At 68.7% G+C, this 18,517-nt stretch carries 16 protein-coding genes, 1 tRNA gene and 2 pseudogenes; 7 read left to right on the forward strand and 12 right to left on the reverse strand.

The features are described 5' to 3' along the window. Window positions 1-451: 451 nt before the first annotated feature. The 5 genes from ACZ4VL_RS34645 to ACZ4VL_RS34665 form a co-directional block, all read right to left on the reverse strand. The gene (locus tag ACZ4VL_RS34645) at window positions 452-649 is read right to left on the reverse strand and encodes a hypothetical protein (RefSeq protein ID WP_468208190.1); all 198 of its coding nucleotides are present in this window, start codon (window positions 647-649) and stop codon (window positions 452-454) included. A 196-nt stretch (window positions 650-845) separates the two neighbouring features. Further along, window positions 846-974 (reverse strand): hypothetical protein, encoded by a 129-nt coding sequence (locus ACZ4VL_RS34650; protein WP_468208193.1) that lies wholly within the window; start codon window positions 972-974, stop codon window positions 846-848. Between the two features lie 420 nt (window positions 975-1,394). After that, the gene (locus ACZ4VL_RS34655) at window positions 1,395-2,375 is read right to left on the reverse strand and encodes a sensor histidine kinase (protein ID WP_468208196.1); all 981 of its coding nucleotides are present in this window, start codon (window positions 2,373-2,375) and stop codon (window positions 1,395-1,397) included. Between the two features lie 383 nt (window positions 2,376-2,758). Then, the gene (locus tag ACZ4VL_RS34660; protein WP_468208198.1) at window positions 2,759-3,460 is read right to left on the reverse strand and encodes a response regulator transcription factor; all 702 of its coding nucleotides are present in this window, start codon (window positions 3,458-3,460) and stop codon (window positions 2,759-2,761) included. Between the two features lie 765 nt (window positions 3,461-4,225). Continuing rightward, window positions 4,226-4,606, reverse strand: coding sequence for a hypothetical protein (locus ACZ4VL_RS34665; protein WP_468208201.1), 381 nt, complete (start codon window positions 4,604-4,606; stop codon window positions 4,226-4,228). A 72-nt stretch (window positions 4,607-4,678) separates the two neighbouring features. Between ACZ4VL_RS34665 and ACZ4VL_RS34670 the strand changes: the two are divergent. Both ACZ4VL_RS34670 and ACZ4VL_RS34675 read left to right on the forward strand, forming a co-directional pair. Next, window positions 4,679-5,092: pseudogene (locus ACZ4VL_RS34670) on the forward strand (transposase family protein); the annotation flags it as partial. Window positions 5,093-5,094: 2 nt separating this feature from the next. Next, window positions 5,095-5,900, forward strand: a pseudogene (locus tag ACZ4VL_RS34675) (IS630 family transposase); the annotation flags it as partial. Between the two features lie 276 nt (window positions 5,901-6,176). Here the strand turns inward: ACZ4VL_RS34675 and ACZ4VL_RS34680 are convergent. Beyond that, window positions 6,177-7,595, reverse strand: a complete 1,419-nt coding sequence (locus tag ACZ4VL_RS34680) for a serine/threonine-protein kinase (protein WP_468208204.1) — start codon at window positions 7,593-7,595, stop codon at window positions 6,177-6,179. Between the two features lie 156 nt (window positions 7,596-7,751). Between ACZ4VL_RS34680 and ACZ4VL_RS34685 the strand changes: the two genes are divergently transcribed. From ACZ4VL_RS34685 to ACZ4VL_RS34695, 3 genes are all read left to right on the forward strand, one after another. Next, complete coding sequence (locus tag ACZ4VL_RS34685; RefSeq protein ID WP_468208206.1) at window positions 7,752-8,606, forward strand: IS5 family transposase; 855 nt, start codon at window positions 7,752-7,754, stop codon at window positions 8,604-8,606. Further along, window positions 8,603-9,007, forward strand: a complete 405-nt coding sequence (locus tag ACZ4VL_RS34690) for a hypothetical protein (RefSeq protein WP_468208209.1) — start codon at window positions 8,603-8,605, stop codon at window positions 9,005-9,007. Before ACZ4VL_RS34685 ends, ACZ4VL_RS34690 begins: the two co-directional genes overlap by 4 nt. A 65-nt stretch (window positions 9,008-9,072) precedes the next feature. After that, entirely contained in the window at window positions 9,073-9,783 is a 711-nt protein-coding gene (locus ACZ4VL_RS34695; protein ID WP_468208212.1) for a hypothetical protein, read from the forward strand. A gap of 209 nt (window positions 9,784-9,992) precedes the next feature. Here ACZ4VL_RS34695 and ACZ4VL_RS34700 read toward each other — a convergent pair whose 3' ends face one another. From ACZ4VL_RS34700 to ACZ4VL_RS34715, 4 genes are all read right to left on the reverse strand, one after another. Further along, window positions 9,993-10,967, reverse strand: a complete 975-nt coding sequence (locus ACZ4VL_RS34700; RefSeq protein WP_468208233.1) for a TniB family NTP-binding protein — start codon at window positions 10,965-10,967, stop codon at window positions 9,993-9,995. Window positions 10,968-11,071: 104 nt separating this feature from the next. After that, window positions 11,072-13,222 carry a Mu transposase C-terminal domain-containing protein gene (locus tag ACZ4VL_RS34705; protein ID WP_468208214.1) on the reverse strand — a complete coding sequence of 717 codons (2,151 nt, stop codon included), beginning with the start codon at window positions 13,220-13,222 and terminating at the stop codon, window positions 11,072-11,074. Further along, window positions 13,219-13,947, reverse strand: coding sequence for a TnsA-like heteromeric transposase endonuclease subunit (locus ACZ4VL_RS34710; RefSeq protein ID WP_468208217.1), 729 nt, complete (start codon window positions 13,945-13,947; stop codon window positions 13,219-13,221). Before ACZ4VL_RS34710 ends, ACZ4VL_RS34705 begins: the two co-directional genes overlap by 4 nt. A gap of 224 nt (window positions 13,948-14,171) precedes the next feature. Beyond that, window positions 14,172-15,089 carry a DNA-binding protein gene (locus ACZ4VL_RS34715; RefSeq protein WP_468208219.1) on the reverse strand — a complete coding sequence of 306 codons (918 nt, stop codon included), beginning with the start codon at window positions 15,087-15,089 and terminating at the stop codon, window positions 14,172-14,174. Between the two features lie 671 nt (window positions 15,090-15,760). Here ACZ4VL_RS34715 and ACZ4VL_RS34720 point away from each other — a divergent pair. Beyond that, window positions 15,761-16,540: a helix-turn-helix domain-containing protein gene (locus ACZ4VL_RS34720; protein ID WP_468208222.1), complete on the forward strand. Its 780-nt coding sequence runs from the start codon at window positions 15,761-15,763 to the stop codon at window positions 16,538-16,540. Between the two features lie 91 nt (window positions 16,541-16,631). Here ACZ4VL_RS34720 and ACZ4VL_RS34725 read toward each other — a convergent pair whose 3' ends face one another. Next, entirely contained in the window at window positions 16,632-17,381 is a 750-nt protein-coding gene (locus ACZ4VL_RS34725) for a transposase (protein WP_468208225.1), read from the reverse strand. Window positions 17,382-17,533: 152 nt separating this feature from the next. Here ACZ4VL_RS34725 and ACZ4VL_RS34730 point away from each other — a divergent pair, with 152 nt between their 5' ends. Further along, window positions 17,534-17,881 carry a hypothetical protein gene (locus ACZ4VL_RS34730; protein ID WP_468208227.1) on the forward strand — a complete coding sequence of 116 codons (348 nt, stop codon included), beginning with the start codon at window positions 17,534-17,536 and terminating at the stop codon, window positions 17,879-17,881. 70 nt (window positions 17,882-17,951) lie between these two features. Here ACZ4VL_RS34730 and ACZ4VL_RS34735 read toward each other — a convergent pair. Beyond that, window positions 17,952-18,024: transfer RNA gene (locus tag ACZ4VL_RS34735), tRNA-Cys, on the reverse strand. Between the last annotated feature and the right edge of the window lie 493 nt (window positions 18,025-18,517).

Below are 18,517 nucleotides of genomic sequence, written 5' to 3' on the forward strand. Positions count from 1 at the left end.
GCGGATGAGCTTCCGCAGCTTTATGAGCGAGTCGCTCTCCCGGACTACCCCCTGTGGACGGGTGACGACGAGTCTCCGGTCCGCTGGTACTCCGCACCCGGGCTCCTTCTGCGACAGGACGGGCTGACGGCCTACAGCTGGCTGCACGTTCGGGGGGCAAAGTCTGGCCTACCTCACCGCGGCCTGCTCCTCTGTCGCAGGCCGATGGGCCCAGGGGCAGGGAACGGAGCCGGCCGTGGTCGACGAGCCGCCTTTCTAGCTCTTCTACGAGCACCTTGCCGTCCATGGGGTGCTCCGGCAGGCGGCTCTAGCCGCGGGGATCCGGCCCGAGGCCGTCTACGACCGGCACAGCGGATGCCGGTTTCGCGGAGCAGACCGACCGGCTGCGTACGAGACGCGTATGAGGCGACCTGTGGAACGAGCCGGGGCCCCAGTCGCAGACAGCCCGGTGTCAGGGGCGGGCGAGGCGGGAGCTGAGCCGGTACCGCATCTCCCCTGCGGCACGGCGGATCTGGTCACTCTGGCTGTTCTCCTCGAGGAGTCCGAGGAGCACCATCAGCGCACGGGCCTCGTCTTCGCTGATCAGTTTCAGACGTGGCTCGGTCACGCCGTCGAGGAGGGTGTCCAGCAGGTCCAGCGTTTCGTCCATGCCGGGGACAACGCTGTACAGGCCGGCCGGTCACCTTGAGAGATATCCGGGCCGGCTACCGAGCCCGGGGTGCGGCCAGGTATCGCGCCGTCGCAGGTGGACACGGCTCCCGCACTCAGCGTCCGGCAGGTAGACGGTCACGAACGGTGTGCGGCTCGCGCCCGCCCGCTTGCTGCCAGGGAAACGGCCCCGCCGGTCAGGCCTTGCGGCGACCGCGGCCGGTGTGGGCGAGAGCCTCGACGAGCTGGTCGTGGTTCATGGACGAGCGGCCCGGGATGCCGGCCGCGTCCGCCTTCTCGTACAGCTCGGCCTTCGTCAGCGACATCAGCTCCCCTGATGGCTGGGGTGCTGTCCAACCGGGCAGATGATGTCCGGCAGGAGCGTGGAGAGCAGCCACGTCAGGAGCTTCTCCTACTCCTCTTCCCCGACGTCGAACAGTGCACGCAGTTCGGTGAGCGACCCGCCTCACGTCCCGGTGGCCGGGAGCGGGACCTCGATCGGAGGTGCCTGCGCAGAAGGCCGGCGGCTGGATTGCGCGCCTGGCCTTCTGCTCTGGGCAAGCCTGCGGTCCGGTCGGCGGCGTGGGCAAGCCCAAGGCGACCCTGGGCCCGCCACCTGGGCCAGCGGCTTGCCCAGCCGCTCGCTCGGTAGCGGCAGAACCCGGCAGGGCGTCCCGCTCCCCGCCATGGGGTGCGGCACGATGGGAGCCATCGCCTGGCAGTGCTGCTTCACGAGGTGTGCGTGGTCAGTCGCTGTTGCGGTGGAGGGGGAACGTTGCGCGGAAGTGCGCGCCGTGTGGGGTGTCGACGATGCTGAGGGTGCCGTGGTGGGCGGTGGTGATTCGGTGGGCGATGGCCAGGCCGAGGCCGGCGCCGCCGGCGTCGCGGGTGCGTGCGGCGTCGAGGCGGGTGAAGCGGTCGAAGATGCTGCTGCGGTGTTCGACCGGGATGCCGGGTCCGTCGTCGAGGACGTCCAGTGCGGCGCGGACTTGGTCGGCGTCCGGGGCCAGGCGGATGGTGATGGTGCTCGTGGAATGGCGTTCGGCGTTGTCGAGGAGGTTGGCCAGTACGCGGGTGAGGAGCATGGGGGCGCCGTGGACAACCAGTGGTTCGGGCGCGGTGTGCACGGCCAGGGTGAGCTGGGAGGTCGGTCGGCGTCGTGCGGCTTCCTCCCGCACGATGTCGGCGATGTCGACCGGCCGGAACGCCAGTCGCGCCACCTGCTGGGAATCGAGGCGGGAGAGGAGCAGTAGGTCAGTGGTCAGGCGCTGCAGTCTGATGGTGTCTCCGAGGGCGCCGGCCACCACGCGGGGCCAGTCGGCGTTGCCGGGCTGGGCGAGGGCGATCTCCAGTTCCGCGCGCAACGAGGCCAGTGGAGTGCGCAGCTCGTGGGAGGCATCGGCGGTAAAGCGCCGCTGCTCGTCGACCGTGGTCTGGAGACGGTCCAGGGTGGTGTTCATGGTGCGCGCCAGACGGGTGATCTCGTTGTTCCCGTGGGGCACGGGGACGCGCTGGTCGAGGTGGTGTGCGCTGAGTTCGGCGAACTTCAGTCGGATCGCTTCCATGGGGCGGAGAACGCGTCCTGCTGTGAACCAGGCACTGGCTGCCACCGCCATGGTCACGGCGGCCACGGTGGGGGCCAGGAGACGTACTGCGGTGTTGAGCTCGGACTGCTCGCGCTCCAAGGGGTTGATGGTGAGGACCAGGCGCGCGGGGTCTTGGTCCATCCTGCCGAGGACCGCTATACGGATCACGCCCGGTTTTTTCGATGGGGCGAACCAGGCGGTGAGCGATAGGGATCCGCCATCCGGTCTGCCCATCCATGAGGGCCAGCCAGGAAGCCGGGGGTCACAGGTTCGCTGGGTGATCACAGCGTCGCCCTGTTGGTTCCGTTCGAACGGGAACGATGAGCAGTCGGAGACCGGCTTCCCGTACGCGTCGTCCTCGGGGGCCGCGCCAGCTCGGAAGGTGTCCTCGCGCGCGTCGCGCAGCAGGGACTCCCGCCAGAGAACGACCCCTGCCCCGGCAGCCAAGACGAGCGGCACCGACACCAGCGCCGCCGCAAGGAGGGCGACCCGCGCCCGGATCGACAGCTGCCACCGCCGACGCGTCACCGCTGACCACTTCCGCCCTGCCTAGCGGTCGCGGCTTCGATGCGATACCCGGCGCCCCGGACCGTGTGGATGGTTCGGCAGCCGAACGGGGCATCGATCTTGCGGCGCAGGGCACTAACGTAGACCTCGACGATGTTGACGTCCCCATCATAGGCGTCGTCCCACACGTGCTCGATCACCTCGCTCTTGGAGACGACCTCTCCGCTGCGGCCCGCGAGGTATTCCAGTACGGCGAACTCACGAGCGGTCAAGGACACGAGAGTGTCCCCACGCAGGCAGCGCCGGGCAGCGGGATCGACCTGGAGGTCGCCGACCTGTAACACCGCCGGGCGTTCCGGCCGGCCGCGCCGGACAAGGGCCCTCAGCCGGGCCACCAGGGCCACGTAGGAGAAGGGCTTGGTGACGTAGTCATCCGCACCGGTGTCCAGCCCCTCGGCCTCGTCGTACTCGCCGTCCTTCGCCGTCAGCATCAGCACGGGCGTCCACACGCCCGCCTCACGCAGCCCCGAACACACCCGGAAGCCATTCAGCCCCGGCAGCATCACATCCAGCACGATCACGTCGTACTCGTTCAGCGTCGCCAGCTCCAGCCCGCTGGTGCCGCTGTGCACGACGTCCACCGCGAAGCCCTCACCCACAAGACCGCGGCGTAACAGCTCCGCCAGCCGCCGGTCATCCTCGACCACGAGAATCCGCATGCCCGACAGCATCGCGCACGGAAGCTGAACCAGAGCTGAAACGTCTTCAGGATGCTTCAGAGTCCCTTCAGGCCGTTCGAGTGAGACTTCTCAACGCCGCTCCGAAAGCCACCGAACGCACACCGTGGCGGGGAAGCGGAGCGGCTCAACCCAGACACGTACTCAAGGAGGACCAAATGCAGGTACGACGTGCCGTTGCCGGCACAGCATTAGGGGCGGTCATGACCATGGGGCTACTGAACGTACCGTCGCAGGCTGCGGAACTGTCCGTCTCTTCCGCGGCCGTGCGCGCCACGGCCCAGGACGAGGGGCTGCAGGCCTCGCAGACACGGGCGACTCCGGCCGTGGCTCCCAGGTTCATTCGGCAGGGCGTCTACCGCGAGTCGGTGTGCTACTCGCTCCGAGACGCCTACGCCGGCGCCGCCTACTGCAGCTTCGTCAAGACCGGTTGGTATGCCCTGTATGTAGAGGTATGAGTCCTCTACCTGGCGACAGGCAGAGTTGTGCTCACCGCCGGCTTCTCCTCGGAACAGACACGCGGATCCCGTCTGGTAGTCCGATCGCCGGCATCGCGTGAGGTGTCCCCACCCGGCGGCACGGACGCTTCGACAGGGTCGTGGTCCAGCCGGTCGAGAGACAACCTCCAACCGGTCGCACCCACGGCCCTGACTGCGGCTTGTGTTCGAGACATGTCTCGAAGACAGCTTTGTGAGCGGCCGCCGGCGACCTAAGGGCTGTCCCGTAAGCGGGTCCGCGGTCGGGGCTTCAGAGGAAGCACAGTGGGACGTCTTTCTCGATGCAGAGCCGCAGGACGCCCGCCAGTTGGCGGGCGTCCTCGGTGTGCTGGAAGAGCTGGTCGCCGCCCTCCTGTGTCCACTGGTCGGTGATCGCTTCCAGCCGGACCAGAATCGACGCGCACTCGGCAGGCGAAAGGTCGTCGCCGCCGGCATCCGGATGATCGAGGAGTGGCTCCAGAACGGTGGACACCTCGCTCCACGGGCGCTCGCCGCCGAAGCCTGACATCTCGGAGAGGACGAACCCCTCGGCCTCGGCCAGACGCCGCCGGAACGCGGCGAAGCCGCTGTAGGACCAGGAGACATCCGGACTGCTGTTGTCTCCGTCGCCAGGGAAAAGGACCAGTCCCATGTGCCCTCCTTGCTTGCCGAGCACACAGGATCGAGGACGCGGGGCAGCGCCTGCAACTGGAATGATCTTGGTGTGGCTGGTGTGATCACGGCGTCGGAGCCGTCCTGGATAGCCCCGTTCACCGGGCTGAGCCCGCGGCAGTTCGGCAAGCTGGTGACGGTGCTGCGACGTGGGGGCGCGGACGCGGTCCGCAAAGGCAGGCCATGGAGCCTTCCGCTGGAGGACCGGGCCCTGCTGGTCGCTGCGTACTGGCGCACGAACCTCACGATGCGGCAACTCGCGCCGCTGTTCGGGGTGTCGAAGTCGGCGGCGGGCCGGATCATCGACCACCTGGGGCCGATGCTCGCGCTCCAGCCCCGCAAGCGGTTTGCCAAGGACACCGTTCTCATAGTCGACGGCACCCTGGTGCCCACCCGGGATCACACTGTGGCCGAGCGGTCGAAGAACTATCGGTACTCCACCAACCACCAGGTCGTCATCGATGCCGGTTCCTGGAGGAGGGCCCGGCCGTGCACGGCTGGGTGGAGGACCAGGTGTGGACCGCATCGCGGGTGGCCACGCTGATCGGCAGGAAGTTCCACGTCTCGTACAGCGTCTCCGGGGCCACTCGGCTGATGCACCGCCTCGGGTTCTCCCCGCAGGTGCCCGCACGGCGGGTCGCCGAGCGCGACGAGCAGGCCGTGACCAGCTGGAGGGAGGCGACCTGGGCGGAGGTAAAAGGGCCCGGGCGACCTGCGGGGGCTACGTCTGCTTCGAGGACGAAGCCGGCTTCACCCGGCGGCCGCCCCGGGGACGCACCTGGGGCCGGTTGGGCGTCACCCCGGTCGTGACCGTCAGCGGACGGCGTTCGGGACGCCTCTCGGTGGCCGGGCTGATCGCGATGCGGCCTGGCTCCCGGACCCGGCTGTGCCACCGCCTGCGGACCCATCCCGCGGGCAAGGGCCAACGCCGCAGCATGAACGAGCGCGATTTCATCGCGCTCATCGACGGCGTCCATCAGCTGGTCAAAGCGCCGATCGTGCTGGTGTGGGACCGGCTGAACACCCACGTCTCCCGCAGAATGCGGGACCTCGTCGCCGAGCGTGAGTGGCTGACGGTGTTCCTGCTGCCCGCCTACTCACCCGACCTCAACCCGGTCGAGGGCGTGTGGGCGCACGTCAAACGCAGCCTGGCCAACCGCGCCGTCATGGCCCTCGACCGCTTGGAAGCACTCGTTAGAAACCGGCTCAAACGCCTCCAGTACCGGCCCGACACCCTCGATGGCTTCATAGCCGGCACCGGCCTGACCCTCTAACCAGCGTCACCCTGACGAGCTGAAGTCAGTAATTGCGCCAGCGGGTCTCGATGGCGTGATCGTGAGGGTGTCGCGCGGGTGGAGAATCAGTGGTGTGACGGACGAGGTCAAAGTCTGTTACCGCGCAGGAGGACCGAAACAGACCGCTATGGAGCCGTACCCCCACCGCAGAATGCTGGCGCCGTCGCTGGTGTGAAGGCGATGGTCTGCGCTCGCCCTGAGTCCCTGGAGGTCGGCCTGAGCAGCGACGTTTGCTCCTTGCGCCCGTACTTCCGCTCATTGGGACCCGTTCAGTTTGACCTGGAGGAACAGGTCTCCTCGCTCCCCGTCCCGACCAACGCCGCCCATCCGGGGGACCTTCAGCCAGGCGTTGTGCCTCAATCCGGGCGGTAGCCTCAAGGCCACCTCAGCGGCCTGCAGAGCGAGTCCGGTCCCGTTACACCGGCCACATGTCCCGCGCGGAATGGCGCCCGTTCCGTTACAGTCAGGGCACTTGTCGGGAATGTTCAGCATGGTTCGCATCACCCCGCCACTGCGTGCCGCAACGTCCCCCAGGGATAGACGCTCCACCAAGGCGAGATCAAACTCAGTATCGCCGTCGAAAGCCGAGCGCAGCCTTCGAAACAGCGTCGGTGCTTGCGAAGGAGCGCACGGTTCAACCTCCACCGGGCCCGCCACACCGGGCGAGCGCTCGGTCCTGCCGGCGGCGGGCCTCAACTTGGTCGGATCCGGCTCGGCGGCGGTGGAACCGCCGTGCTCGGGGGCCCCCTCAGCGCCGCGCAGGTTGAGCAAGCTCTCGGCAATGGCAGCGATGTCCGCGAGCACCGCTGCGGGCGGCCAGGCATCGGCAGGGTCGTCGCGTGGTCCCAGGCGTTGCAGGACTGTCTCCAGCGGCGGACGGGCGTACGGGTTCTTCGCAAGGAGAGCGGACAACAGGTATGCTCTGCCTTGGTCCAGACCATGCAGGTCGGGAGCTTCGTGGATCGACCGGTACTGCACGGAAGCGGCCGGCCCGGCTCCGAACGGATGGTGACCCGTGGCTGCATAGGCAAGAACGGCACCGTACGCGAAGAGATCGCAGCGCTCGTCGGCGCGGCCAGTCGTAAGGTACTCGGGCGCCATATAGCCCACGGTGCCGATAGCCTGGCCGAAACCGGTGAGCAGGCTGTCGTCATGAGCACGCACGATGCCAAAGTCGATCAATAGCGGTCCGGTGCGCGACAGCAGGACGTTGGCCGGCTTCAAGTCCCGGTGCACAAGCCCGGACCCGTGCACTGTCTGCAGGGCCGCGCCGAGTCGTCGGGCGAGTACGTTCCAGGAACGGGCTTCCAGAGGGCCGTGACGCGTAACGGCCTCACCCAAGGAGGGGGCGGCGACGAACTCGGTCGCGAACCATGGGTGTGCCGCCTCCGTGTCAGCGTCATCGATGCGAACAAGTCCTGGCCCCGACAGACGCTTCGCCGCACGCACCTCACGGCCGAATCGGCGCCGGAACTCAGCATCGTCAGCGAATTCCCGCCGGATCACCTTGACGGCGACCGTGTGACCATCGAAACCCCGCCCCACATAGACGACGCCCATACCGCCGCTGCCCAGTCGGCGCAACAACCGGTACGGACCGATCGTCCTCGGGTCTTCCGGCGTTAACTCCTGCATCTGGCCCTCCCGCTGCTCGCTTGCTGCGGAGCCTGTCACGGAACACATCCCAAAAGGGAGGCCCTGGCCGCAATGCGAAGCACTGCGCTCTCAGAGGACGTTAAGTCCCGTTATCCGCGGTTCGTGATCACCTGTTCGTGTGATTGTTCGACGTACTGGAGTGCGGGGTGAAGTCCGGGTGATCTCCTGCGGCGTATGGAGAGACCGGTGTATCCGAGCGACATGACGGACGAGCAGTGGGACCTGGTCAGGCCGATGATCGAGTCCTGGAAGCAGGATCGGGTGGCGCGGTCCGCGACGGGGGATCCGGGCTCCTGTGACCTGCGGGAGGTCGTGAACGCGATCTTCTATCAGAACCGAACGGGCTGTCAGTGGCGTTACCTCCCGCACGACCTGCCCGCGTGGTCGGCGGTGTTCTACTACTTCACGCTGTGGCGGCAGGACGGCCTTGACCAGCGAATACAGGAACTGCTGCGCTGCCAGGTGCGGGAGAGAGCCAAGCGATTAGAGGACCCGTCCCTCGTGGTCATCGACACCCAGTCCGTCCGCGCGGCGGCCGGGGTGCCGAAGTCCACGACGGGGCTGGACGCGAATAAGAAGACGCCGGGCCGCAAGCGCGGGCTTGTCGTCGACGTCCTGGGCCTGATCATCGGAGTCGTCGTGCTCGCCGCCTCCGCCCACGACAACGCCGCCGGCACTGCCCTGCTGACCCAGGCCGCCGAGCGGTGCGGGAACCGGCTGGAGAAGGCCCTGGTGGACCAGGGGTTCAAAGACGATACCGTCATCCACGGCGCCCTGCTCGGCATCACCGTCGAGACCGTGCACCGCAACAACGCCGACAAGGCCAAAGGGTTCGTCCCGCAGCCGAAGCGGTGGGTGGTCGAGCAGGTCAACGGCATCCTGATGCTCCACCGCCGCCTGGTCCGCGAGTACGACCACCGGCCCGACAACTCCGCCTCCCGCGTCTACTGGGCGGCCACCGCGAACATGACCCGCCGCCTCGCCACGCCGTCCCCGGCCTGGCGCGACGAGTTCGTGGCGGCCGCATGAACAACGACCTCACCGAACTCCTCACCAGCCTGCAGGCCGAGCACGACCGGGCCGCGGCCAGGGCCGACGACCTGCGGCGGCAGATCGAGCACCTCACCACCGCCCTGGACGAGGCCGAGGCCCGGCTGGCCGAACTGTCCACCGCCAAAAAGGTTTTCGAGGAATTCGCGCCGGGCGGCACCCCATCCCAGTCGACCGAGCAGTCCACCGCCTACCAGGCCATCGTGAACGCTTTCAATCAGCACCCCGACCAGGACTTTCGAGTCCGTGACCTGCACGAACTCCTCGGCATGCCCACCGACGACCCCGCCCTAAACGTCACCCGCAGTCGCCTCGGACGCCTCACCCGCCAAGGCTTCCTCACTCAACCCCGACGAGGCGTCTACCAGAAAGGGACTTAACGCCCTCTGAGATCTTCGTCGACCTGGGGAAAGTCACTGCGCCGTCGGGTGTGCTAGTGCTTGGTATGGCCGGTTGGATCGATCAGTGGCGGGAGCTGGGTCTGCCCCTGTCCGAGCGCGCCAGGGCGGCCACGGCGAAGGGTGGGGGCCATCTTCGTGAAGGGTTGTGCGAGGCGGTCGCGGTTCCGGCAGCCGCTGACCGGTCTTTGATGGTGCGGGCCAGTACCTCGCCGTCTCCGTTCGACCGTGAGCCGACGATTGCGACCCTGGAGATGGGTCTCGGGCTTCCGTGGCCCGAGACCGCGGACCGGGCGGTACCGGTCTGGCTCGGGCACCTGCCCGTCGATCGGTGCGGCATGGTTGTCGGCGACGCCGTGGGCCTGGATGTGTGGAGGGGATGGGACGACGAGCCGGCTGACGGGCTCGCCGATGTCTTCTACTGGGGCCTGTACGCGGACGACGCACATGCGCAGTTCGGCGGTGAGCGGATCGCCCAGCATGGCGTCGACGGGCCACACGGGTGGCTGGACCTACCGGTGGCGGAGGCGGTTGCCCGTGCGGCCGAACTTACCGCCTGGCGCGACCGCCTCCACGGCAAGGGCCTCATGGTTTCGGTCGACGAGCACACCGATGTCCACCGCTTCCAGCGGGCCGGGTGGCACCATCCGCTCCATGTGGGTGGGATCGATGTTGGTGGCTGCCAGGTGCTGGGCATCGAATGGGACCAAGGTGACCACTCGATGAGGCACCGTGGTGAGCGGGCCGCCTGTCGCTGAGGGGGAGGGTGGTTGCGGTATGAGCAGCTTGCTGAGCTGGGGTGTTGCAGGTTGGGTGAGAACGGCTTTCGCGGGGTCGGCTGCTGCTTGACCTGGGGTTGTTGCAGGTTGGTTGAGAATTTCTGTGGTGTTGCAGGTAGCGCCTCGGTCTAAAGGACCGAGGCGCTTTTTCGTGTTCTGGGCTGTGTTTGTGCTGGTCAGCGGGCTGATTAGCGGGTTGGGGTGCGGGTTTTGGGCTGGTGGGTTTCGGCGTGGTGGTCGAGGCGGATCGCTTCCAACGCTTCCTTGGTGATGCGTTCGGTGCCGTCACCGATGGCGGTGATGGCGGCTTGTCGGATGAGGCGTGTGAGGCTTCCGATGCGGCCGGCGGTGCGTTGGTGGAGGTAGGTGGTGTGGCGGGGGAGGGTGCCGGGTTTGTGGTGGTGGAGGTCGAGGGCGTTTTCGAGGTCGGTGAGGGTGTCGGTGAAGGGATGCCGTTTGCCGAGGCGGGCGGGGAGTGGCCCGCATTCGATGAGGGTGGCGCGTCCTGCGAGCTGCGCGCCGCGGACGCCGGAGAAGAGGGGCGTGTTCGTGACGTCGATGCCCGCGTACACGAAGGTGGCGCCGATGCGTTCGGTGAGGTCTTTGATGAGGTCGGCGGTCTCGGCGCCGGTGGTGGTGCGGGGGTTGACGCGGTGGATTTCGTCGATGAGGACGAGGCGGACGCCGGCCTGGTTGTAGGTGTGGCAGACGCTCTCGGTGATCTGGGTCTGGGTCATCCGGGTGGTGATGGGGATGCCGAGGTAGCGGGCGAACTCCGCCGCGAGCATCTTGGCGGTCGCTCCGGGCGGGACGAGGACGTAGGCGACGGGGACCTGGACGTCTGATGGCCTGCGTGGTGGGTGGGCGGTCCGGGTGTGGGCGAGGTGGCAGGTGCGTCCGACGTGGAGGAGGGCGGTGGTCTTTCCAGCGGCGGCGGGCCCGGTGACGATGAGAGAGGGCCGGGCGGTGGTCTGCTGGTAGCGGCCGACGGCCATGAGGGTGCGGACGCTGGTGGCGAGGGTGTTGATGGCGGGGGTGCGGACGGTGACGAACGCGGAGTGGTAAGCCAGGCGCTCCTCAACGCTGCGAGGGGGGTCGTTGGGTGCCGGCGGTACAGGGGGCGGCGTGTGGGCGAACTGCTGCCAGCCCTGCCAAGTGCTGATCGGCCAGGACTGCTGAGCCCACTGGTCGTCGTCCTCGGGCTGGGCCTGGCCCGCGGTTTGGTGGACGCTGGCACCTCGGGTGCCGGGGATTGCCGGGGCGTTGTTCACCATGTGAGTGCTTCCGCGTGTGCGTCGTAGAGTCCGAGTCCGGTGTACGGGCGGGCAGGTCTGCCGCTGTTGCCTGCAGGGTCGTCGTCTTCGGCTTCGTACGGTTCGTCGTCGGTGTCGTCCAGGACGTCGAGGCTGTCCCCGTCCGGGCCGTTGCCCCTTTGGCTGGTGGCGGTCTTCTGGCCGCTGAGCTGGGCTGGGGCGGGTGCCGGGAGCGGCCGTGGTGCCGTGCTGCGGCTCAGGAGGCGGTGTTCGGTGCGTGTGGCGTCTCCGCCGCGTGCTCGGCGCATGAGGTGGTCGAGGGCGTCGGCGAGGTCGGCTTCGTGCTGGTCGGGATCGGGGTGGCGGACAGCTTGGGCGCGGACGTGCTGCCAGGTGCGTTCGTTGAACGGGTAGTGGGTGTGGTTGCGGTGGATCCATGGAACTTCGGCGAGGGTTTGGTCGGGGAGGCGTAGCCAGATCTGGCGGACGTCGTGGGGGTTGTAGTGGACCTCCCACTTCCCGCCGCGCGAGGTGATGGGGGAGGGCTGGCCGCGGTAGGGGGCGAGGAGGTCATGGTCGTAGGTGCGGTGGTGCAGGCGGATGCCGCGTTCGGTGACGGCCGTCCAGCGCACCGGCAGGAGTTCGAGGTAGTCGTTCCCGGTCAGTGGTACGGGTACATGGCCGGCCACGCTGATGAGGGCGGCCCACATCTGGTTCGGCGTGAGCGCGGCCCTGGGGAGCACCGGGTGGCGCAGGCCTTCGTGGGGGCGCTGGTGGTAGTGGACGAGCCACTCGTCGAGGAGGTCCTGGAGCTGGGGGACGGTGTAGCAGGCTTCCCGGTGGGTGTCGGGGCCGCGCTGGGTGATGTCGGGGCCGGTGTAGCCGGGCAGGTGCTGGCAGAACAACGTGTTGATGCTGCCGAAGGTCCGCTCGACGATGCCCTTCGCGGTCGGCGCGTACGGCGGAGATGACTGGACGCTGATCCCGAGGGTTTCGCACGCGGCGGTGAACGCCTTCGACAGGTAGACGCTGCCCCGGTCGGTGACGATCGTCTCCGGTACGACGGTCGGCCGTGCTGCCGCGCTGTGCAGCCGTTCGTCCAGCGTCAGCAGCCGCTTGTGGGGGAGCAGCGTGCTGTGGCTGAACCGTAGGGCGTCGGGCCAGGTGGGGCGGGCGGGGTGGGGGATGGCCATCTCTGCGAGGAGCAGGGCGGCGTCGACGGCCTGGGTGCTGGACGGGCAGAGTACGGCGGCGAGGATGGCGCGGGTGGCGACGTCGACTGCGATGGTGAGCTCGGGCCGGCCGACGCTGCCGTCCTCGAAAACGGCCAGGACGTCCAGGCGGGTGGTGTCGATCTGGACCTGCTCTCCGGGGCGCAGCGCCACGGTCGGGGTGAGGCCGTGGCCGTCGCTGGTGATCGGCGGATTGCGCACAGGGCGGCCGGGAAGGTCTGCGGGGTGGGCGAGCTGGTGGACGAGCCTGTAGAGGGTGGCCTGCGACGGCGCGGGCACGACGCCGGGACCGTGCCGGTCTTCAAGAATTCGGACGACGAGGGGGAACAGCCCGTTGATGGTGCCCTTGGAGCGCCGCCTCTGCCGGCGCAACGCCTCCATCACCGCATCCGCCACCCGCTCGTCCTGCCGTCCCGCCGGTGCGGGACCGCGGGTGGTGCGGTGGTCGAGCAGCCCCCACAGACCCTGCTTGCGGTAGGCGAGCCTCATCCGTTGGACCGTCGTGCGGGATACCTTGGCGAACCCCAGCGCGGTGAGCTCGGCGGCCTTGGCCTGCTCCCGCTCGGCCAGCGTCCACCGGGCGGGGTCGTACTCCTCCCGCACCTCTCCACCGCTGTCCGCTCCGCCGGGCCGCCCGCACTCGACTTCCCGGATGTGCCTCTGCCAGGCCAGCGCCTTCTGTCGCGCGGCGGCGGGGGCCGTCTCGAACAGCCCCCACTGCGGCACCGGCCGCACCTGCTCAGCCTGCGCCCCCGCCAGCTTGAAGCCAGGGTCGGCGAACAGGTGACCGGTGAGGACCACCGCATTGCTCCCGTCGTCCTGAGCCAGATGCACGCACTGCCCCGCCAGCGCGACGACCTGCCACCGCGCACCGTTGAAGTGGATGTACGCGCCGACCGCTACACCGGGTCGTCCGCTCCGTGGCGCGGTCACGGCGCCTCCCCGAACCGGCCGCCGGTCTTGTCGTGCGGGCCCGCGGCCGTGACGGCTGCGGAGGGCGGAAGGATGCCGGGTTGGACCAGGACCCGTTCGTGTAGTGGCCGCTCCAGCGGGACGCTCAGGTGCCCGTGCCACAGCGCGTGGAAGGCGGCGGGGAGCACTTCGATCGGGTCGCCGACGGCCTGGACGCCGTCGATCAGCGGCCGCGGGCGTGCGAAGGCTGCGAGGACGGCGGCGGTGAGGTCGGGGCGGATCTGGTTGCGGGGATGCCGGTAGCCGGCCAGCCACCGCAGGTTGGCTGCCAGTACCGCATCGAGCGGTTCCAGGCGCCGGTAGCTCCACCCGACCTGCTCACAGGCCCGCTCCGTCATCACGGCGGCCGCCAGGGCCCGTTCCCTGCCCGCGCCGGTGTGGCTGGGGCAGTCGGCGAGCAGCGCGGTCCCGTCCGCGCGCCGTGCGAACAGCTGCGGAGTCCACGACCGCACCCGCCGCTGTTCGTCGTGCCACAGCAGACGGACGGGCCGCCCGGCCAGGCCGACGATGTCCGGGTCGCGGTCCAGGACCATCAGCTGCGCGCGCATGGCGTTCGACCCTGAGGCGACGTGCCGTCCGGTGGTCGCCGACCACCACAGCCCAGGTCCCCAGCGCCTGCCGGGGACCACGGGGAACGCCGAGACCGGCTTCAGGTCCTCGAACGCGACGGTCACCGCCGCGTCCACCCACCGCTGCTTTAAGGCCTTCCCGCCGAACCCGGCGAACGCCGCCTCGAACCCGGACCCCTCACCCGCGTGCGGTTCCGCACTGCTGGCCCCTGACGCACCTGTCACATGGCTCAGCCAACTACCCCAGCCAACAAATATGCCCGGTTTGCCCATTCTGATCATGTGCGAGCGCCGGATGCGGTACCGCGCCCACCACACTCCGCTTCTGGCCCATCCCCTGCCTACTGGCCGTCCTCGTCCTGGGGGAGAGAGTCGGCGATTCCTGCCCATTGCTCGACGTCGTGGAGTGCGACGCCCGCGGTCACCGCTGCGAGCGCTGTTTCCCGCAGGGCTTGGTCGAGCAGGTCGATGGAGTGGCTGAGCCGCTGCAGGAGCAGGCGGGCGGCGTCGGCGGTGCGGCCCTGGTGCGCGCCGTGCAGCTGGAGCAGTTCTTCCCCGGCGGCCTGGATGAGGCTGGTGATGCACATGCGTTGCTCGGGAGGCACGGTGGAGCGCCAGTTCGTACCGGAGCCGCCCGCGGTCTTCTCCCGGGTCTGCTCACGGAGCAGGGCTGCCATGGTGGGCGGCTGCTGATCGGCCCTGACTCTCCACGGACCGGCGTCGTAGGGGTCAACCTGTGTATGCCATCGCCAGCGGATCACGGCGGCCTTCCACGTGATCAGCGGGCCACCATCTGTCGCGACCAGCGGCCCGAGCCAGGGGCGCCCCACCTGCTCGCCGAGGTGGCGCTCGAACCGGCTTTCCCCAGGGAGCGGGCGCGGCAGCCCCGCCCTACCGCTGTCGGTCCACGCCAGTTCTTCGGCGGCCGGGTCCAGCAGGACGTCAGCCAAAGCGACGATCTCGGGGAAGACCACCGCGTCCCGCACGATGGCCCGCCACCGGTCAACGTCCCCACGAGCCCCACGGCCCGCGACCTGCTCCAGACGACGCGGCCAGATCCGCTCCTGCTCCCAGTGCAGGGAGTGTTCCCACCACCGGCACACGACCGCCCGCGCCAGACCGAACACCTCCGCCGGCTCCACCCCGGCCCGCCGCGCCCGGCGGGACACCCCACCCCACCGCCGCTGCGCCCCGACGACTTCCGGGACCCTCCGCAGATCGAGGCTCTCCAACGGCTGGTCGGCATCGGCGTCGAGCAACCAGCGTCCGTGCCGCCTGCAGACACGCTCCCAGCGTGTGGCGTAACGAACCGCGCGATGCGGCTGCCCGGTGCGCCGCGCCGTACACAGTCGGCAGGCGAACGCCACCGGCCCGATGACTGCACCACCAACGCGCCAGAGGGCCTGTGGGGCGTCTGCCTCTTCCTGTGCGGAGAGTCCGCCCTCGTCGCTGTCCCAGGACGGCAGCGCATGCCTTAGTGTCTCCTCGTCGACCCCGCTCAGTCCTGCCAGCACGGTCCGGCCGACCGGACTGAGCAGGACTTCCGTGTCCGCGCGAAGTGCCCCGCCGGGGTGTCGGGGCTGGTGGTTCTTCCACCGCCAGTGGCCGAGTAGGCAGCCGGGTTCCTGGCCGTAGCGGGCAGCGATCCTGCACACCAAGGACCAGGTCGTTTCTCCACTGAGTGCAGCCGTACGGTGAACGCCCGTCCGAGGTCCACCGACCTCGCGCATGGCAGCTTGAGTGACCATGCCCAGTGGCTGCCCCAGGGCCCGATCAGGAACACCCCGGCGCACGCGGCGAGTACGACGGACGGCACCTCTCCACACATCGGTACGGACACCACTGTGGCATCACTGCCATCCGCCGGTGGACCCGCACGCCCGCAACGGGCTTCTGACGCCTTGCACGCGCTTCTGAGTAGGCTGCTGGGATGACGGAGGACCTTGGTTTCGGCTCGACGCTCGGGCGGCTGCTGGACCGTAGAAAGCTCACTGTGCAGGAGCTTGCCGACCGGGCCGGGTTGACCACCGCGGAGGTAGGCGCAGTGCTCGCGGGGGAGACCCCAGGCGAGGGGCTGCTCCGGTGCCTTGCGACTGCGCTTGGTTTCCATGCCGTCGATCTGTTCATCCTCGCGGGACTGGGGGTCCCGGACGACATGGCGCCGCTGGACACCGCAGCCGCGCGGTGGGTGCCGTACGTCGTGATGGATGCGGTGCACCTCCCAGCGGCGGGCCGACGTGAACTCCTCAAGCTCATCCGTGCACTGCCGCAGGAGGAACGGTTTTCCCGATTCGTCCCGAAGCGGCTCGCACCGCTCGCCGGCGGTCCGGGCAGTTGGGCCATCCGTATGCTCCAGTACCGGAATCTGGACTGGATGGGCATGGCGAAGACACTGGCGGTGGTGACGCCCACGTACCTGTCGGCGGCCACTTACGGTGCGATCGGCGCTGGTTGCAAGGAACTGACGTCCCGCTTGGTGACGGACTTCGCGGCTCTACTGGGGATCGACGCGTACGAACTGGCCGCGCTGACGGGCATTGTTCTGAGCGAGGTGCCAGGCCCTCCCAGATCGGAGGTCGTGGACGCCGCGGCGCTGCTGTGGGAGGTGCGCCGGCTGTCTGCCACCCAGGCACGACACATCTCCGAGTTGGCGCGCACCATGCGTGAGAACTCCCGCGACGGATACCTCATCAACCTGCCTGGAACGTGACGTCCACCTGCACGCCGTCGCGGGACCCGAAGTGCACCATGCCATCTTCTCCTGTCTGAAGCTGAACACTATTTTGAATCACTGAGCTTCTTCAGCGTTGCAACTCCAGGGTGAGGACGGCCTTGGCGATTGACGTCATGCGGTTGGGGCTGCATCGGGACCTGCGGAAGATCCGCCAGGTCTTCAGGCGGGCGACTCCACGTTCGACGGGTGCCCGGGTGGCGGCCAGGGCACGGTTGCGGGTCTTCTCGGTGGGGGTCAGTTGCTTCAGGGGCCTGCGCTTGATGCCCGTCGTCAGCCACGGACCGGCGCCCTGGTAGGCGAGATCGGCCACGATGGGAACGCCCTGGCGCTCGCAGATCCGGATGATCCGGTGGGTGCGGGCGGCTGTCAGGTCGTGGGTGCGGCCGGGCAGGGCGGGCGAGAGCCACAGCAGCCGGCCGTCGGGATCGGTGACGACCTGCACGTTCACGCCGTGGCGGCGGTGCTTGTGGGAGTAGTCGGCCCGGCCGTCGCCGACCCGGTCGCATTCGGCGAGAGTGCCGTCGAGCAGGACGAAGTCGGGATCGTGGTCGCGCAGCGTCTTCAGCAGACCCGGTGCACGGGCGGCGAGCAGGTCGACGACCGCGCTGGTGTAGGCATGGGCGGTGGACTCGCTGATCCTGAACCCGGCGGCGATCTTCGCCAGAGTGATGTGCTCGCGCAGGTACACCAGTGCCACCATCGCTCGCTGGGACGGACGGAGCTTGCAGCGCCGGTCACCCTCACGGGTGACGATCAGCATCGTGACCCACTCCACGAGTGCATGCGGCAGGTCGAGTGCGGCAGGATGGATGACCAACGAGGCCCCCGAGCAACGTGATTGAGACGTCAGACATCTCGATCAACAGCTCAGGGGCCTCGCTCGTTGCGCTTCACCGACCGTCACCCGATCGGTGGCCACATCGAAGAAGCTCACTGCTTTGTGGGCTGGTTCTTTCGAAGGGGTGGGGTATGGGTTACGGAGCCGAGCAGCGGGAGATCGAGCAGGCGCTGCGCCAGAAGGCGATCGGAGGGGCGTCCACACTGGAGATGCTCACCTGGCTGAGAGGCGACCTGGAGACCCGCATCAGTGATCCGGTCGACCGTGACGGCGCGATCTCCTTCTGCATGATCGCGACGTTTACGACGGTCTTCGACCTCGGCCTCACCCCCGGACGGTTCATCGCCTCCTGGGACCGGTTCGGAGGCCACCTGGACGACGAGGAACTGGTGCGAAGACTGGGCCCGCTGATCCTGGCACCGGACGTGGAACCCCAACCCTGCGAATGCGACGCCAACTGCGGCGGGTACTGGGTCTGAGGACAAGCCAGCCGCCCAACAGGCCCCAGGATACGACCCCGTGAAACGGGGTCATCTTGAGAGCACGCGGTGAGGCGGACCGGATTCGAACCGGCGTCATCCCCCTTGCAGGGGGGCGCGTCGACCTCTGCGCTACCTGCCCCCACCGCGGCCTGTACAGCCTATGCCAGCCCTGAAGCGGCTTCTGAGTGGTGACGGGGCCGGTGCTGGCAAGCGCCTGCATGGCCCTTTTGCCCCGGTCGCCGGTTAGGCCATGGCCGCCCCCGAGCAGGCCAGGAGGTTTCTGCCGTTGGGTTTCCAGTGCTGGAGGCTTCGCTGCCGACCCCGTCAAAAGGAAACCTAACCGGCACCACTGACACCGCTGCCGGCGCCCGCGGAGCGGGCTGGTCCTGAAGGCGAAGCCGGAAGGACCCGGGTGGGGGAGCGGAGCGGACCCGCCCAACGGGCCGAAGGACCGGACTCCGTGAAACGGAGTCACTCGGGCCTGCGAAGCAGGCCATTCGGGTGGAGCGCAGCGAAACCCGAACGAGTCCGGAGCGCAGCGCCGGACTCCGGCCCGAAGGGCCGGCCATGGCTCGGCGAAGCCGAGCCCCGCTCAGCAAACCGAAAGAAGACACCTCTTAACTCCCCCTCCCA

The organism is Streptomyces sp. NPDC029014, assembly GCF_055564695.1.

What these genes read in the sequence shown, in the direction of transcription:
- ACZ4VL_RS34645 (WP_468208190.1), bottom strand. Translation starts at nt 649, where the DNA reads ATGGACGAAACGCTGGACCTGCTGGACACCCTCCTCGACGGCGTGACC.
- ACZ4VL_RS34650 (WP_468208193.1), bottom strand. Translation starts at nt 974, where the DNA reads ATGTCGCTGACGAAGGCCGAGCTGTACGAGAAGGCGGACGCGGCCGGC.
- ACZ4VL_RS34655 (WP_468208196.1), bottom strand. Translation starts at nt 2,375, where the DNA reads ATGGACCAAGACCCCGCGCGCCTGGTCCTCACCATCAACCCCTTGGAG.
- ACZ4VL_RS34660 (WP_468208198.1), bottom strand. Translation starts at nt 3,460, where the DNA reads ATGCGGATTCTCGTGGTCGAGGATGACCGGCGGCTGGCGGAGCTGTTA.
- ACZ4VL_RS34665 (WP_468208201.1), bottom strand. Translation starts at nt 4,606, where the DNA reads ATGGGACTGGTCCTTTTCCCTGGCGACGGAGACAACAGCAGTCCGGAT.
- ACZ4VL_RS34685 (WP_468208206.1), top strand. Translation starts at nt 7,752, where the DNA reads ATGGAGAGACCGGTGTATCCGAGCGACATGACGGACGAGCAGTGGGAC.
- ACZ4VL_RS34690 (WP_468208209.1), top strand. Translation starts at nt 8,603, where the DNA reads ATGAACAACGACCTCACCGAACTCCTCACCAGCCTGCAGGCCGAGCAC.
- ACZ4VL_RS34695 (WP_468208212.1), top strand. Translation starts at nt 9,073, where the DNA reads ATGGCCGGTTGGATCGATCAGTGGCGGGAGCTGGGTCTGCCCCTGTCC.
- ACZ4VL_RS34720 (WP_468208222.1), top strand. Translation starts at nt 15,761, where the DNA reads ATGACGGAGGACCTTGGTTTCGGCTCGACGCTCGGGCGGCTGCTGGAC.
- ACZ4VL_RS34730 (WP_468208227.1), top strand. Translation starts at nt 17,534, where the DNA reads ATGGGTTACGGAGCCGAGCAGCGGGAGATCGAGCAGGCGCTGCGCCAG.